This is a genomic window from Catellatospora vulcania, from assembly GCF_009720385.1.
Lineage (GTDB): Bacteria > Actinomycetota > Actinomycetes > Mycobacteriales > Micromonosporaceae > Catellatospora > Catellatospora vulcania.
In genome coordinates, this window is record NZ_ML769302.1 from 709,518 (window position 1) to 725,303 (window position 15,786).

General features: G+C 71.3%; 11 protein-coding genes and 1 pseudogene. 5 read left to right on the plus strand and 7 right to left on the minus strand.

The window, feature by feature from the left end:
• Positions 1-65: 65 nt before the first annotated feature.
• Entirely contained in the window at positions 66-2,243 is a 2,178-nt protein-coding gene (locus F6W97_RS07585; protein ID WP_155369380.1) for a DNA polymerase III subunit gamma and tau, read from the minus strand.
• Positions 2,244-2,489: 246 nt separating this feature from the next.
• On the opposite strand from F6W97_RS07585, the gene F6W97_RS07590 reads away from it, so the two are divergent.
• Both F6W97_RS07590 and F6W97_RS07595 read left to right on the plus strand, forming a co-directional pair.
• Positions 2,490-4,160 (plus strand): ABC transporter substrate-binding protein, encoded by a 1,671-nt coding sequence (locus F6W97_RS07590; protein WP_155369381.1) that lies wholly within the window; start codon positions 2,490-2,492, stop codon positions 4,158-4,160.
• A gap of 156 nt (positions 4,161-4,316) precedes the next feature.
• A complete protein-coding gene (locus F6W97_RS07595; protein ID WP_155369382.1) occupies positions 4,317-5,411 on the plus strand; it encodes a hypothetical protein in 1,095 nt (364 codons plus the stop codon).
• 2 nt (positions 5,412-5,413) lie between these two features.
• On the opposite strand, the pseudogene F6W97_RS07600 reads toward F6W97_RS07595, so the two are convergent.
• Positions 5,414-5,653: pseudogene (locus F6W97_RS07600) on the minus strand (hypothetical protein); the annotation flags it as partial.
• A 126-nt stretch (positions 5,654-5,779) separates the two neighbouring features.
• The gene (locus F6W97_RS07605) at positions 5,780-6,460 is read right to left on the minus strand and encodes an HNH endonuclease family protein (RefSeq protein ID WP_230686475.1); all 681 of its coding nucleotides are present in this window, start codon (positions 6,458-6,460) and stop codon (positions 5,780-5,782) included.
• A 95-nt stretch (positions 6,461-6,555) separates the two neighbouring features.
• Here F6W97_RS07605 and F6W97_RS07610 point away from each other — a divergent pair, with 95 nt between their 5' ends.
• Positions 6,556-8,034, plus strand: a complete 1,479-nt coding sequence (locus F6W97_RS07610) for an MFS transporter (RefSeq protein WP_230686476.1) — start codon at positions 6,556-6,558, stop codon at positions 8,032-8,034.
• 73 nt (positions 8,035-8,107) lie between these two features.
• On the opposite strand, the gene leuA is transcribed toward F6W97_RS07610, so the two are convergent.
• Both leuA and F6W97_RS07620 read right to left on the minus strand, forming a co-directional pair.
• Complete coding sequence (leuA, locus tag F6W97_RS07615) at positions 8,108-9,820, minus strand: 2-isopropylmalate synthase (protein ID WP_407924551.1); 1,713 nt, start codon at positions 9,818-9,820, stop codon at positions 8,108-8,110.
• Positions 9,821-10,196: 376 nt separating this feature from the next.
• Entirely contained in the window at positions 10,197-10,973 is a 777-nt protein-coding gene (locus F6W97_RS07620) for a hypothetical protein (protein ID WP_155369385.1), read from the minus strand.
• 296 nt (positions 10,974-11,269) lie between these two features.
• On the opposite strand from F6W97_RS07620, the gene F6W97_RS07625 reads away from it, so the two are divergent.
• Positions 11,270-12,535, plus strand: a complete 1,266-nt coding sequence (locus tag F6W97_RS07625; RefSeq protein ID WP_155369386.1) for an aspartate kinase — start codon at positions 11,270-11,272, stop codon at positions 12,533-12,535.
• A 2-nt stretch (positions 12,536-12,537) separates the two neighbouring features.
• Entirely contained in the window at positions 12,538-13,599 is a 1,062-nt protein-coding gene (locus tag F6W97_RS07630) for an aspartate-semialdehyde dehydrogenase (RefSeq protein WP_155369387.1), read from the plus strand.
• A 117-nt stretch (positions 13,600-13,716) separates the two neighbouring features.
• On the opposite strand, the gene F6W97_RS07635 is transcribed toward F6W97_RS07630, so the two are convergent.
• Entirely contained in the window at positions 13,717-15,168 is a 1,452-nt protein-coding gene (locus F6W97_RS07635) for a diguanylate cyclase (protein WP_155369388.1), read from the minus strand.
• 297 nt (positions 15,169-15,465) lie between these two features.
• Positions 15,466-15,717: a hypothetical protein gene (locus F6W97_RS07640; protein WP_155369389.1), complete on the minus strand. Its 252-nt coding sequence runs from the start codon at positions 15,715-15,717 to the stop codon at positions 15,466-15,468.
• Positions 15,718-15,786 lie beyond the last annotated feature (69 nt).

Consider the following 15,786-nt stretch of genomic DNA (forward strand, 5'->3'; position numbering starts at 1 on the left):
TTAAGAGTTGCGGCCCGGAGCGCGGCGGGGCCGGGTGGTCGCGCGGTGCGGTAGGGCGGGGTGGGTCAGTCGAGTTTTTCGAGGTTGAAGCTGCGGCGGAGGGAGTCGACGGCGGCCTGCTCGGTGGTCTGGCGGGCCACGGCGGCGTCGACGATCTCGTCGGTGGGCTCGTCGCCGGGGTCGAAGCCCTCGATGGTGCGCGGCGGCGGCCCGTCATACTCCGGGTCGTACGGCGGTTCCTCCAGTGGGGGGCCGTCGTCGGTGGCCGCAGCGCGCCGTCCCGTGGACTGTGCGGGTGCGGCCGGTGCGGCTCCGCCCACACGGGCCGGGGTCGGCCAGTCGTCGCCCGCGGGCGCGGGGGCGCGCGCCGGGGCCGCCTTCGGCGGCGTGTTGCGCGGCGGAGCGGAGGCCGGGGCGACCGCCGCGGCGCGGGGATCTCCGCCGACCTCGCAGCGCAGCTGCCACTTGCCGCCGAGCACCTGGTGCACCGCCTCCATCAACGGGGTGGGGTCGTTCTCCACCCCGTTGGCGTGGATCTTGTGCTTGAACAGCAGCACCAGCGTGTTGCCGTCGATGTCGCGGACCACCGCCTCGCGGGCGAACGCCGCCGCCTTCTTGCTGGTGCGGCCCACCAGCCGGACGATCTCGTCCCAGGACCGGCGTACCGCCGTCGCGTCGTCCGTCCCGGCCTGCGGCGTGCTCGCCGCGACGGCCGCGGGGGCAGGCGCGGCCGCGGGCGCCGGGGTGGTTTCGGTGCGAGCTGGTTCGGGCACCCGGGCCGGTTCGGCCGTGCGGGCCGGTTCGGGCGAGGGCCAGGAGTCGGCAGCGCGGCGGTCCGGGTCACCGTCCGGCCGGGTCGCCTCAGGGCGGGCGGCCGAGCCGGGCTTCTCGTGTGCCGCGGCACTGGCCGCAGCCGCCCGAGCGGCCTCGCGACCGGTGAGCGCGGAGGCTCCGGCGCCGTCGGCGGTCCGTTGGTCGGAACCGGAGTCGCGCTGGCCGGGGGCGGTTTCGCGCTGGGCTTGGCCCGTCGGCGCCTGCGGACGGACCGGGGTGTCGTCGCCCGCCGGGCGCGCGACCGCGCCGGGCACGAAACCGGTCTCCAGCCGCTCCAGGCGCTGGAGCAGGGCGGCTCCGGACTCGTCCGCGGCGGGCAGCAGCATGCGGGCCGCGATCAGCTCCAGCAGCAGCCGCGGCGAGGTCGCGCCGCGCATCTCCACCAGCCCGTTGGCCACGATGTCCGCGCAGCGGGACAGGGTCGCCGAGCCGAGCTGGGCGGCCTGCGCCTGCATGCGCGTCAGCTGCTCCTCGGGCACGTCGATCAGGCCCTTGCCGGCCGCGTCCGGCACCTGCCGCAGGATGATCAGGTCGCGCAGCCGTTCCAGCAGGTCGTTGGCGTAACGCCGGGAGTCGTGCCCGGCCTCGGCGACCCGGTCGATGGCGCCGAACGCGGCCGCCCCGTCCCCGGCGGCCAGCGCGTCGACCATCTCGTCGATCAGGGCGTTGTCGGTGACCCCGAGCAGCGCCACCGCGCGCGCGTAGGTCACCCCGGCCGGTCCGGAGCCCGCGATGAGCTGGTCGAGCACGGACAGGCTGTCCCGGGCCGAACCCCCGCCCGCCCGCACCACCAGCGGCAGCACCAGCGGCTCCACCGCGACGCCCTCGAGCTTGCAGAGCTGCTCCAGGTATGGCCGCAGCGCGCTCGGCGGGATGAGGCGGAACGGGTAGTGGTGGGTGCGCGAGCGGATGGTGCCGAGCACCTTCTCCGGCTCGGTGGTGGCGAAGATGAACTTGACGTAGTCCGGCGGTTCCTCGACCAGCTTCAGCAGCGCGTTGAAGCCCGCCGACGAGACCATGTGCGCCTCGTCGATGATGTAGATCTTGTAGCGGCTGATGGCGGGCGCGAAGAACGCTCGTTCACGCAGCTCCCGGGCATCGTCGACACCGCCGTGACTGGCCGCGTCGATCTCGATCACATCGATCGAGCCGGCCCCATCGGGGGCCAGGGCCTTGCACGAGTCGCACTCGCCGCACGGCTCCGGGGTCGGGCCCTTGGCGCAGTTCAGCGAGCGGGCCAGGATGCGCGCGCTGGAGGTCTTGCCGCAGCCGCGGGGGCCGGAGAAGAGGTAGGCATGGTTCAGCCGACCGCTCTTGAGCGCCTGGATGAGCGGCTCGGTGACATGGTCCTGGCCGATCACCTCGGCGAAGGTGCGAGGCCGGTACCTGCGATACAGCGCCAGCGCCACGGGCGTACACCTCCTACGAACGTCGCCCGCTACCGTACCGCGCAGGTCTGACCACCGGCCTGCTGGACCGGTGCGCGCTGCGGCCCCGCCGGGCGATATGTCTCCGGTGTCCGGGGCGATTCCGAACAACGGTTCGGTATCACTTGCCCGCTCGCACGTGCGACAACACATCGACGGCCGTTATGGTCAGCCCAGGGTGACCCTGCGTCGTCGAGTTCTCACGCAAATAGGACAGAGGTGGCCGCGATGCGCGCGCGACGGTGGCGGATCTGGTCGGCGGCGATCACGGCGGCGGCGCTGCTGCCCGCCGCGGGTTGCACCGGCGACAAGGACGGCCCGCCCGTCACCGCGTCCAGCCCCCCGCCCGCCGTGAGCACCGAGGACAGGCTGGTCTTCGCGATGGGCCAGATCCGCATCCTGGACCCGGCCCTGTCGCCCGACGCCGAGTCGCTGCGCATCACCCGGCAGGTGCTGGAGACGCTGCTGCAGCCCGAGCCGGGCGCCGCAGTGGCCGGGCCGGGCCTGGCGGAGACCTTCTCCGTCGACGGCACGGGCACGGTCTGGACCTTCCACCTGAGGCAGGGCGTCAAGTTCCACGACGGCGCCGACCTCGACGCCGCGGCGGTCTGCGCCAACTTCCAGCGCTGGCATCGCTTCCCTGCGGCGCTCCAGGTGGGCGACATCAGCGCGGCCTGGCAGATGGTCTTCGGTGGCTTCGCCAAGAACGCGTCGAGCCGCCTCGGGGCTAGCCTGTTCAAGTCGTGCACGGCCCGCGATCCGGCCACCGCGGAGATCGCGCTCACCCGGGCCAGCAGCCGCTTCCCGGCGGCCTTCACCCTGCCGGCGTTCGCCATCTCCAGCCCGAAGGCGCTGCGCGAGAAGGCCGCGGACAAGCCGGTCGCGGGCAGCCGCTACCCGGCGTACGGCAACAGCCCGGTGGGCACCGGTCCCTACCGCTTCGTGTCCTGGGACAAGCCTGGCCGCAAGGTGGAGCTGGAGGCGTTCGAGGGCTACCACGGCGCGGCCGCCAAGGTGAAGCACCTGGTGTTCCAAACCGTCGAGGCGGGGCTGCGCAAGCAGGCGCTGCTGGACGGCAAGATCGACGGCTACGACCTGGTCGCGTTCGCCGACCGCAAGCCGCTGGCCGAGCAGGGCTTCCACGTGCTGACCCGGCCGGCGTTCAACACGCTCTACCTGGGCATCAACCAGAGCGGCAACCCGGCCCTGGCCAAGCCGGAGGTGCGCCAGGCGATCGCGTACGCCGTCGACCGGCAGCGGCTGGTCGCCGAGGTCTTCCCCGAGGGCGCGAAACTCGCGCTGAACTTCCAGCCCGAGCTGCTCCCCGGTTACAACCCCGGCGTCGAGGCGTACCCGCACGACCCGGCCAAGGCGAAGGAGCTGCTGGCCGCCGCGGGCTACGGCAGCGGGCTGCGGCTGCGCTTCCACTACCCGCGCAACGTCACCCGGCCGTACCTGCCCGACCCGAAGAAGATCTTCGAGCTGCTGGCCGCCGACCTCCGCGCCGCCGGGATCGAGGTCGACGGGGTCGAGCAGCGCTGGACGCCGGACTACCTGAACACGGTGTCCAAGGGCAACGCCCACGACCTGCACCTGTACGGCGTGACCGGCAACTACGGCGAGGCCTACGACTTCATGGGCCAGCTGTTCGCCAAGCCCAACGCCGAGTTCGGGTTCACCGACGCCGAGCTGTTCGCGCAGCTCAAGGCGGTCGACGGGACGGGCGACCCGGCCCGGCGGCGACCGCTGTACGAGCAGCTGAACGCGCGCCTGCTGGAGCTGCTGCCCGCCGTGCCACTGGCACACGGGCCGGACGCGCTGGTGCTGGACAAGAACCTGATCGGGATCACGCCCAGCCCGCTCACCGATGAGGACTTCGCCGTCGCGCTGTTCACCTGACAGATCCCCCGGCGGGAACGGCGCGTGTCGCAGCCATCGGATTGTCTGGTTATGCGGCGATAAGCGGTAGCCTGCCACCTTGCCAGAGCAAATCGACCCGCATAGCGCGGGCCGCGCCGCGCGCACGGGTCACGTGCCGCGCTCGATGGGGGAATCGTGGTCCGCAGCTGGATGACCGTCGCGTTCGGAGCCGCCCTGGGTCTCGCCGCGGGGCTGCCCGCGGCCGCCGCCCCGGCCGACGGCGGGCTCAAGCTCGACCTGCCGGCCGCGGCCGGGGCCACCGCGCTCGGCGGCGGGGACACCGTCGTCAGCCTGAAGAACACCACCGGCCACGACCTGAGCAAGGTCGTGCTCCAGGTGCGGCTGACCGGCGGTCTCGGCCAGCGGGTCGAGCTGGCCTCGGCCGACTGGTGCGACCACACCAAGACCACCGCCACCTGCAAGGTCGACCGGATCAACCCGGGCCAGGGCTTCGCCATCCGGCTGGACCTGCGCGCCCGCGAGAAGGCCGCGCTGGGCGAGGCGGGCACGGTGTCCGTCAGCGCCCGCGGCATCGGCGTGCCCGCGGCGTACGGCACGTTCGGGGTCGCCATCTCGTCGCCGCCCTACACCGACGTCGCGGCGGTCGCCGAGCAGCCGCGGGTGGACCTGCACACCGGGGACACCGCGACGCTCGGCGTGCTCTACCGCAACACCGGCCCGGTGCCCGCCCGGCTGCGCGTCGCCGATCCGGTCGCGGCCGGGTTCGACGACGTGGCCTGGTCCGACTGCCCCGAGGACGACGGCGACGCCTGCCTGGTCGAGCTGCCTGCCGGACAGTCCCGGCGGCTCGGCTTCACCATGCGCCTGACCGGCGCGGAGCCGGCGGAGCCGCACGTCGCGATGACGGTCGAGGGCGCGTACGACCGGATCGTCACCGACAACCTGGCCGTCTACATGGTCTGCGTGTACGACACCGGCCGCTGCACCAGGCACCTGCCCGGCACCCGCAGCGACGTGTTCGCCGAGCCCGCGCCGCGGGCCGTGCCGGTTGACCCCGCCGCGGCCGGGCCGGACTCGGAGAACCAGGCGGTCACCCTGACGCAGCCCGAACACGTGCCCGTCGCGGTGCAGGAGGAACTGGCCGCCGACGAGCCCTACAGCTTCTTCGACGAGGTGACCGGCATCCTGGTGTACTCGATGCTGGGCCTGCTCATCGTCGGCACCAGCATCGCCCTCGCCCTGCGCAAGCGCGCCGCGGACCGCGGCTGAGGTCAGCCCTCCGGGCGGTTCAGCAGGCCCACGGCCAGCGCGTGCAGCGCCTGGGCGGGGTCGGTGACCGGCACGGTCGCGCCGGTCACCGTGTACCACTCCTCGGCGCCCAGGTACTGGACGCGGAGCCGGGCGGTGCCGTCGCCGCCCAGCTCCGTGGCGAGCGTCAGCTCACCGGTGACCACGCCCACCTCGTCGGTCATGACACCGCCAGGCCCGGCCACGATGTTCGTGGTCAACGCGCTCATGCTGCGAACCCGCTTCGCGCGTTCGCAGCATGAATACCGGCGCTGATGATTCGCTCGCTTCGCGCGCTCATGCGATGAACCTGCTACGGATGTCCACCACACGAGTGCGGGCGTGCTCGCTCATACACAGGTCCCCAGCATGTCGGTCAGGGCGGCCTTCTCGGCCGTGGTCACGGTGAGTTTCCAGTGGGTCTTCACCGTGATCCATTGTTGCGCATAAGTGCACCAATAGTCCTTGCTTGGCGGCTTCCAGGTCGACGGGTCCTGGTCGCCCTTGGACCGGTTGCTGGTCGCCGACACCGCGAACAGCTGCGGCCGGTCCAGGTCGTTGGCGAACTGCGAGCGCTTCTCGTTGGTCCACTCGTCCGCGCCGGAGCGCCACGCGTTGGCCAGCGGCACCATGTGGTCGATGTCCACCTTGAGCGGGTCGCTGGTCTTGAGGCCGTCGTACACGCTGGACCACTCGCCGCCGGTGACGTTGCAGCCGTCCAGCTTGATCTTCTTGCCGTCGCGGGCGAGCACGGTGTCGCGCACGTCGCAGTTGGACCCGGCCTTGTTCCAGTGCGGGAACTTCTCCCGCGTGTAGCCGGTCATCGGCCGCGCGGCGGCGACCTTCAGGGTGGACAGTGACGCGAGCGCGTTGCTGCCCGCGTTCGGGTCGACGTTGACGCCACCGGGCCCGGCCGGGCTGCCGGGACCGCTTTCGACCGGGTCGCAGGCGGTGGTGGTCGCGACGGCCGCGACGGCCGCCACCAGGAGCAGGAGAATTCTGGTACGTCTGGGGCGTTTGGGGGATCGCACCCGCTCACCATACGAGTAGTCCTCACCATCACCACGCATCCGTCACCTTCGCGTTACCCGGCGCGGCGGCGGGCGGGGGGACGACAATGGACGGAATGGAGCCGGTCGGACTGCGGATGAGCAGCGCCGCCGGGCGGGGCACGCTCGCCGCGGCGGTGCTCGCCTCCGGCATGGCGTTCCTCGACTCCACCGTGGTCAACGTGGCGCTGCCGACGCTCGGGCGCGAGCTGGGCGCGAGCCTGGCCCAGCTGCAGTGGGTGATCAACGGGTACACCCTGACGCTGGCCGCGTTCGTGCTGCTCGGCGGCGCGCTGGGCGACCACCTCGGGCGGCGTCGGATATTCGTCACCGGCGTCGTCTGGTTCACCCTGGCCTCGCTGGTGTGCGGCATCGCGCCGAACGTGGAGACGCTGATCGTGGCCCGGGTCGTGCAGGGTGTGGGCGGGGCGCTGCTGGCGCCCGGTTCGCTGGCCCTGCTGCAGTCGTCGTTCCGGCAGGAGGACCGCGCCCGTGCGATCGGGGCCTGGTCCGGGCTGGCCGGCACGACCACCGCGCTCGGCCCCTTCGTCGGCGGGGTGCTCATCGACCAGGTGTCCTGGCGCTGGATCTTCCTGATCAACCTGCCGCTGGCCGTGGTGGTCGTCTGGCTGAGCAAGGTCTACGTGCCGGAGAGCCGGGACAGCGCGTCGGCGCACCACTTCGACGTGGCCGGGGCGCTGCTCGGCGCGACCGCGCTGGGTGGTGTCACGTACGCCCTGATCGCCTGGCCGGAGCAGGGATTCGCGTCGATCGCGGTGCTGGGCGGGTTCGTGCTCGGGCTGGCCGGGGCGATCGGCTTCCTGCTGGTGGAACGGGCTCGGGCGACGGCCGCGATGCTGCCCCTGCGGCTGTTCCGCTCGCGCGTGTTCTCCGTGCTCAACCTGTACACGGTGCTGACCTACGGCGCTTTCGGCGGCTTCTTCTTCCTGCTCGTCATCTACCTGCAGACCGGGCTCGGCTACGACGCGCTGGAGGCGGGGCTGGCCACGCTGCCGATGACGCTGATCATGCTGCTCGGCTCGGAGCTGTCCGGCGCGGCAGCCACGAAGTTCGGGCCGAGACTGCAGCTGACGGTAGGCCCACTGTGCTGCGGAGCGGGAATCATGCTGATCCGCGAGATCACCCCCGGCGTGAGCTACCTGACCGGGATCCTGCCCGGCGTGCTCATCTACGGCCTCGGGCTGACGCTGCTCGTCGCGCCGTTGACCGCCTCGGTGCTGTCCGCCGTCGAGGTGCGCTTCGCCGGGGTCGCCAGCGGCGTCAACAACACCGCGGCACGGGCCGGTTCGCTGCTCGCCGTGGCGGCGCTGCCGCTGGTGGTGGGGCTGTCGGGCGAGGAATACGAGAACGGCGCGGCCCTGGGCGCAGCGTTCTACGACGCCGGGATGTGGTGCGCCGGGGCGATGGTCCTCGCCGCCGTGCTGGCCCTGTTCGTGTGCGGCAAGGTCCGCCTGGACCGCCCGGCCCGCACGGCCGCCCCCGAGCAGCGCGAGAGCCACCTCCCGCAGGTCCTCCAACGCGGCCGCTGCCCCTGAACCCCGGACCGAACGAAGGAAGGGCGCCTTCTTGACGGACGTCCGTCAAGAAGGCGCCCTTCCTTCGTCTTGGTCAGTGGCGGTTGACGGCGCTGGCGACGGCCTTCAGCGAGGCGGTCACGATGTTCGCGTCGACGCCGACGCCCCAGCGGGTCTCGCCGTCCACGTCGCACTCGACGTACGCGGCGGCCTGCGCGTCACCGCCGGAGGTCAGCGCGTGCTCGGCGTAGTCCAGCACCCGCACGCTGACCGCGTGGTCGCTCAGCGCATGGATGAACGCGTCGATCGGGCCGTTGCCGACGCCGGTCAGGCGACAGGCGCTGCCGTCCAGATCGGCCTCCGCGACCAGCTCCACCTTGCCGTCGACGGTTGCCACCGAGTAGGAGCGCACCGCCAGGCGGCGGTCGGTGAGGTACTCGTCGGCGAAGACGGCGTACATCTCGGCCGGGGTGACCTCGCCACCCGCGTCGTCGGTGCGGCGCTGGACGACGCCCGAGAACTCGATCTGCAGCCGGCGCGGCAGGTCCAGCTGGTGCTCGGACTTCATGATGTACGCGACGCCGCCCTTGCCGGACTGCGAGTTGACCCGGATGACGGCCTCGTACGAGCGGCCCAGGTCCTTCGGGTCGATCGGCAGGTAAGGCACGCCCCACTCGAACGCCTCGACGGGCACCCCGGCCTTCTCGGCCCTGCGGGCGTGCGCGTCCAGGCCCTTCTTGATCGCGTCCTGGTGCGACCCGGAGAACGCCGTGTAGACCAGGTCCCCGGCGTACGGGTGGCGCTCGTGCACGGGCAGCTGGTTGCAGTACTCCACGGCGCGCTTGATCTCGTCGATGCCGGAGAAGTCGACCTGCGGGTCGATGCCCTGGCTGAACAGGTTCAGGCCCAGCGTGACCAGGTCGACGTTGCCGGTGCGCTCGCCGTTGCCGAACAGGCAGCCCTCGATCCGGTCGGCGCCGGCCAGCAGGCCCAGCTCGGCGGCGGCGACACCGGTGCCGCGGTCGTTGTGCGGGTGCAGGCTCAGGATGACCGAGTCACGCCGCGGCAGCCGCCGGTCCATCCACTCGATCGAGTCGGCGTACACGTTCGGCGAGGCCATCTCGACGGTGGCCGGCAGGTTGATGATCAGCGGGCGGTCCGGCGTCGGGTCGATCACCTCGATGACCGCCGAGCACACCTCCAGCGCGTACTCCAGCTCGGTGCCCGTGTAGGACTCGGGGGAGTACTCGTACCGGATCTCGGTGTCCGGGGTGATGATCTCGGCGTACTTCTGGCACAGCCGCGCGCCGTCCGTCGCGATCGCGGTGATGCCGTCCTTGTCCAGGCCGAACACCACCTCGCGCTGCAGCGTGGAGGTCGAGTTGTAGAAGTGCACGATCGCCCGCTTGGCGCCGCGCAGGCTCTCGAAGGTGCGCTCGATCAGGTGCTCGCGGCACTGGACCAGCACCTGGATGGTCACGTCGTCCGGGATCAGCTGCTCCTCGATGAGCTGCCGTACGAACGAGAAGTCGGTCTCGCTGGCGGCCGGGAAACCGACCTCGATCTCCTTGTAGCCCATCCGCACCAGCAGCTCGAACATGCGGCGCTTGCGGTCGGGGGACATCGGGTCGATCAGGGCCTGGTTGCCGTCGCGCAGGTCGACCGCGCACCACTGGGGGGCGGCGCTCACGCGGCGGGTCGGCCAGGCGCGGTCGGGTACCTCGACCTGGAACTGTTCGTGGTAGCCGCGGTAACGCTGGTACGGCATCTTGCTGGGGCGCTGAGCAGCAGCAGACATGGCTTCCATGCTCCTTGACATCATGTGTTTCGCGCGTGGTCCGGCGGCAGAATGTGCCCAAGGCGACATAGGCCGTCATCAAGATTCGTTGAACCGGCAACTTCTGCCGGGCAACCCGGAAATGCGGGGACCAGCGGGCGAGCGCACGTCGCTACTCCGCGACGAGGTGCCGGTCGGTCAGACCTCGTCGCGGCGGCGAAGCAGGAGGCTCACGCAGCACATGATGTCGGCCACTCTACGCCCATAGATCGCCATCCGGCCCGCAAGTCCGCTCTTTGGGACGCAAGTCCCAAGATCGCTCGACTTGCCTGGCACTCGTGCGTATCTCGACCAGCCATTCGCCCACCTGCCCGGGCAGGTCGAGTGATCATGCGCAGGGCTCAGGTCAGGCCTTCGGCGATGGCGAGGTGGAGGTGCTGGCCGAGGGCTTGGGGGACGGCGGCGCGTTCAGCGGCAGCGGGTTGCCGGGCACGACCGGGCCGGGCAGCTGCACCGACGGTGGGGCGAGGCCGGGGGTGCCCTCCAGCAGCAGGGTGCCGAAGCCGACCTTGGCGGCGGTCAGCGTGCCGTCGGCCTCGTAGCAGTAGATGCCCGCGTCCAGCGGCAGCGCGATGCTGGCCGCGGAAGACTCCACCGAGTAGCACCGGCCGCGGGCCCCGGGCAGCGGGGCGACCTCGGCCACCGCGAGCGCGAGCCGCCGGTCGGTGAGCATGTGCTGCCAGTCGCTGATCAGGTGCTGGATCTTCAGATCGGCCTTGGCCGGCAGCGCCCCGGCGATCCGCACGCAGCCCGAGTACGGGTGATTGCCCGCGGCCAGCGCGCACTGGTGCAGGGTGCCGCCCGCGAACACCAGCGCGATGTCGACCGCGCCGCTGTGCGCCCCGCCGGGTACGTCGATGCGCCAGGTGCCGTCGACGGCCCGGGTGATGACCACGCGGCGGTCCGGTCGCTTCGGGGCCTTGAAGGTGTAGAGGGCCACCTGGCGCAGGTCCTTGGCGGCGGCGGCCCGCGCGGCGAGCTGCGCCCGGGGCTCGGTCGGCTCGGCGGCCACGGTGGAGACCGGGGCGGCCGACGTGGGCGCCGTCTGCGGTGTGCCGCCGCCGCAGGCGGAGACCGACCAGCAGGCGGCGAGGAGACAGAGGGAGAGGACAGCCCGGCGCACGCGCCCATTCTCAACCCAACCCGCCCCGTCTTCGGCGTGACGCGCCCCGGACTGACACAAGATCGGCGATTAAGCAGGCAACGCGCGGTCTGTGGCGCGCGTCACAACCGTTAAATCCTGCGGCGGCGATGCGGAACAGGCGGGTGACTGCACGGCGGCGGGAGCCGTACGGAAGAGGATCTCGGACTTCTCGGGTCGCGCTGCCCGACAGCTGGGATCGACCCGGCAGGTGCGGCATGAGCCGCCGCTAAGCTGAAGCGTCTTTAGTCCCTGAGGTGGAGAGGAGCCGTGCAACCGTGGCCCTCGTCGTGCAGAAGTACGGCGGCTCGTCAGTCGCCAATGCTGAGCGGATCAAGCGGGTCGCCGAGCGCATCGTCGCGACGCGGAAGGCCGGCAACGACGTGTGCGTGGTCGTCTCCGCGATGGGCGATACGACCGACGAGCTGATCGACCTGGCGCACCAGGTCAGCCCGCTGCCGCCGGGCCGCGAGTTCGACATGCTGCTCACCGCGGGCGAGCGCATCTCGATGGCGCTGCTCGCCATGGCCATCCACAACCTGGGCTACGAGGCGCGCTCGTACACCGGGTCGCAGGCCGGCGTCATCACCACGTCGGTGCACGGCAAGGCGCGCATCATCGACGTCACCCCGGGCCGCCTGCGCGGCGCGCTCGACGAGGGCGCGATCGTGATCGTGGCCGGATTCCAGGGTGTCGCCCAGGACACCAAGGACATCACCACGCTCGGCCGCGGCGGCTCGGACACGACCGCGGTGGCGCTGGCCGCCGCGCTGAAGGCCGACGTCTGCGAGATCTACACCGACGTGGACGGCGTGTACACCGCCGACCCGCGCATCGTGCCCAACGCGGCCAAGGTCGACCAGATCACCTATGAGGAGATGCTGGAGCTGGCCGCGTCCGGCGCGAAGATCCTGCACCTGCGCAGCGTGGAGTACGCCCGCCGGTTCGGGCTGCCGATCCACGTCCGCTCGTCGTACTCGAACAACACCGGCACCATGGTGACGGGATCAATGGAGGACCTTTCCGTGGAGCAAGCACTCATCACCGGCGTCGCGCACGACCGCAACGAGGCGAAGATCACGATCGTCTCCGTGCCGGACGAGCCGGGCGAGGCCGCGTCGATCTTCCGTACGCTGGCCGACGCCGAGATCAACATCGACATGATCGTGCAGAACGTCTCCACCGAGGCCTCCGGGCGCACCGACATCTCCTTCACTCTGCCCAAGGACGACGGCCCCACCGCGATGGCCGCCCTGCAGAAGATCCAGGAGCGGGTCGGCTTCAAGGGCCTGCTCTACGACGACCACATCGGCAAGATCTCCCTGGTCGGCGCCGGCATGCGGTCCAACCCGGGCGTCACCGCCACGTTCTGCGAGGCGCTGGCCCGCGCCGGGGTCAACATCGAGATCATCTCGACCTCGGAGATCCGCATCTCGGTCGTCTGCCGCGACACCGACCTCGACTCCGCAGTCCGCGCAGTCCACGACGCGTTCGAACTCGGCGGCGACGAAGAGGCCGTGGTGTACGCCGGAACCGGTCGTTGAGCATGAGCCATAAGCTGCCCACTCTCGCCGTGGTCGGGGCCACCGGCGCTGTCGGCACGGTGATGCTCGACATCCTCAGCAACCGCCGCAACGTGTGGGGCGAGATCAGGCTCGTCGCCTCCGCGCGTTCGGCGGGTCGCCGCCTGCTCGTGCGCGGCGAGGAGGTCGAGGTCGTCGCGCTGACCGAGGAGGCGTTCGACGGCGTCGACGTCGCCATGTTCGACGTGCCCGACGAGGTCTCCGCCTACTGGGCGCCGATCGCCGCGGCCCGGGGCGCGGTCGCGGTCGACAACTCCGGCGCGTTCCGGATGGACCCCGACGTCCCCCTGGTCGTCCCCGAGATCAACCCGGCGCAGATCCGCAACCGGCCCAAGGGCATCATCGCCAACGCCAACTGCACCACCCTGGCGATGATCGTGGCGATCGCCCCGCTGCACAACGCGTACGGCCTCAAGGAGCTGGTGCTGGCCTCGTACCAGGCCGTCTCCGGAGCCGGGCAGATCGGCGTGGACACCCTGCACGACCAGATCGCCAAGATCGCGGGGGACCGGGTGCTCGGCACCCGGCCGGGCAACGTGCGCCACGCCGTCGGCGACGAGCTGGGCCCGTTCGCCGCGCCCGTCGCGCTCAACGTGGTGCCGTTCGCCGGCTCCCTCAGGGACGGCGGCTGGTCCAGCGAAGAGCTGAAGATGCGCAACGAGTCCCGCAAGATCCTGGGTCTGCCCGACCTCAAGGTCAGTGCGACGTGCGTACGCGTCCCCGTGGTCACCGGCCACTCGGTCGCCGTGCACGCGGTCTTCGGCTCCGAGGTCGACGCCATGGGCGCCCGTGAGGTCCTCCAGGGCGCGCCCGGCGTGATCGTCGTGGACGACCCGGCGGCAGGGGAGTTCCCCATGCCCATCGACGCCGTCGGCACCGACCCGTCCTGGGTCGGCCGCATCCGCCGCGCCGTCGACGACCCCCGCGCCCTCGACTTCTTCGTCACCGGCGACAACCTCCGCAAGGGCGCCGCCCTCAACACCGCCCAGATCGCCGAGCTCCTCGCCGCCGAGTTCCGCCCCTGACCCGAACGAAAGGAAGGGCACCTTCACAACGCTATGCGTTGCAGAAGGTGCCCTTCTTAACGCAGCACGTGACGTGACCTGCGCAGCGATGGGGCGCGGGAGGCGAAGGGCGGGCCGTCAGGGGGCCAGCCGGACCCCGTTGCGGCCGTTGCGCTTGACGGCGTAGAGGGCCTGGTCGGCGCGGTACATGGCGGCCTCCGGCGGCTCCAGCTCGCCCTGGACGGCCACCCCCACGCTGATCGTGCGTCCGGTGGCCCGTGCCGCCGCGACCAGCCGCTCGGCAACCAGCAGCGCCTCCGCGGCGCTGGGCACGTCGATCACCGCCACGAACTCGTCACCACCGACCCGGAACAGCTCGTCACCGAGCCGCAGCGCCTGCTGCAGCGCACTGGACATCTGCACCAGGACGCGGTCGCCCGCGGCGTGGCCGAGCGTGTCGTTGACCGCCTTGAACTGGTCGATGTCGATGGCCAGCAGCGCGGTCCGGCCGGGGGTGGCGTTGGCGAGGCGGTCGCCGAAGGGCCCGCCATGGCCGAGGCCGGTCAGCGGGTCGGAGTTGGCCTGCAGGTGCAGGCGGCGCAGTGTGGTCAGCTTCTCCAGGCACGTGCTGGCCTGTGCCGCCAGCAGCTCCAGCAGGTTCACCAGCGCGCTGTCCGGCACGATCGCGGTCTCGTCCAGCACCACCAGCGCGCCGACCGAGGAGGACACCACAGGCGTGCCGGCCCCGAGTGGTACGGCGATCATGGTGCGCACCCCGGCGGCGGTCAGCGCCTCGAACCCGCGGGCGTCGAGCACAGCAGGATCACCGAGGGTGTACGACGCGCCGTACCGGCAGGCCTCGTCGAGCAGGGCGGCGAGCCGGTCGGGGTCGATCTGCCCCAGCCGGGCCACCAGGGGCCGGTCACGGGGTTCCGGGGAGCTGGCCGCGACGACCACACGCAGGTCCTGATCCTCGGGCAGCAGATCCGGAGCGGGCCGCAGCAGCACGGCGGCGGCCAGCCCGGTCACCTCCCGCGCCGCGCGGCAGGCGCGGATCAGCACGTCGGCATCGGTCTCGGCGTTGGTGAGCGCGAGCGCGTGCCGCAGCAGCTGCTCGCTGCGGGTCTCCGCGGGCGGCCCGCCCAGCTCGGAAAGGCGTGCCCCGAGCAGCCGGCCGGCCTCGGTGAGGGTCTCCTCCCACCCGTCCAGCGGCTGCGCCTCGGCCCATTCGGCGTTGATCACGCCGACCGGGTGCCCGGTCCGGTCGATGATCGGCGCGCAGATCTCGGAGGTGATCGGCGGCCCGAGCCGGATGTAGTCCGGGTCGTTGGCGACGTCGAGAATGGTGACGGGCTTGCCGCTGGCGTACACCCGGCCGACCACGCCGTGGCCCAGCGGGACGGCGGAGAACACCTGCCAGGCGCCGCTCGCCGAGACGCACCGGAGCTGATCCTTCACGTGCAGCAGCGCCTCGATCAGCGCGGGCGTGGGCCTGCTGAGCACGGAGACCGTGGCATTGCAGGCTTCTACCGCGCTGCGGGAGGTTCGCAGTGCTGCGGAAACATCATCAATGATGCGAGAAAGGGGCACGAGGCAGGATTTCGCTCTTTGTCCGGGGTGAGGGGCTTACGGCGATGAAGTTTACTCACCGTAGGCGGGTACAGCGGCCATTATGAAAATCGTTCGCCCGGCGTGACCATCGGGCGAGTGGGCATCCCTGCCCTGCTCACCGGTCCGCACCCGACGTGATCTCGGCCTCTTCGTCCCACGTGTCGGGAGGGCGTGGGCCTTATGCGCCGATCGTCGACTTATGGCGGTGTTCGACGGTGCGTCACGATGCGATCAACCTTGCCGACCGCCGAGGTCACTCTTTCGGGTGACTGCGGCTCACTCGTCGATCTCGGTGACCTCGGTGAAGTGGGTGGCACGCCACATCTCGTGATCACGCATCAGCACCGCGGCCGCGTGCACCGCGAAGTTGATCAACCCGATGGCGAGCAGCACCCAGCCGACCATCAACGCCAGCGGGCGGTAGGTCTCACTCGGCCCGGAGGTGACCGCGCCGACGCAGGCCAGGCCGAAGAGCGTGAACGTGACCGCGATGTAGAAGAACCTGCCGGTCTGTGCCGGATGGCGCACGCCGCCTCCTCGGGCCGGGAACGGTTCGCAGCGTACGACAGCAGCGCTCGTCACGTGGCCCCGCGACCG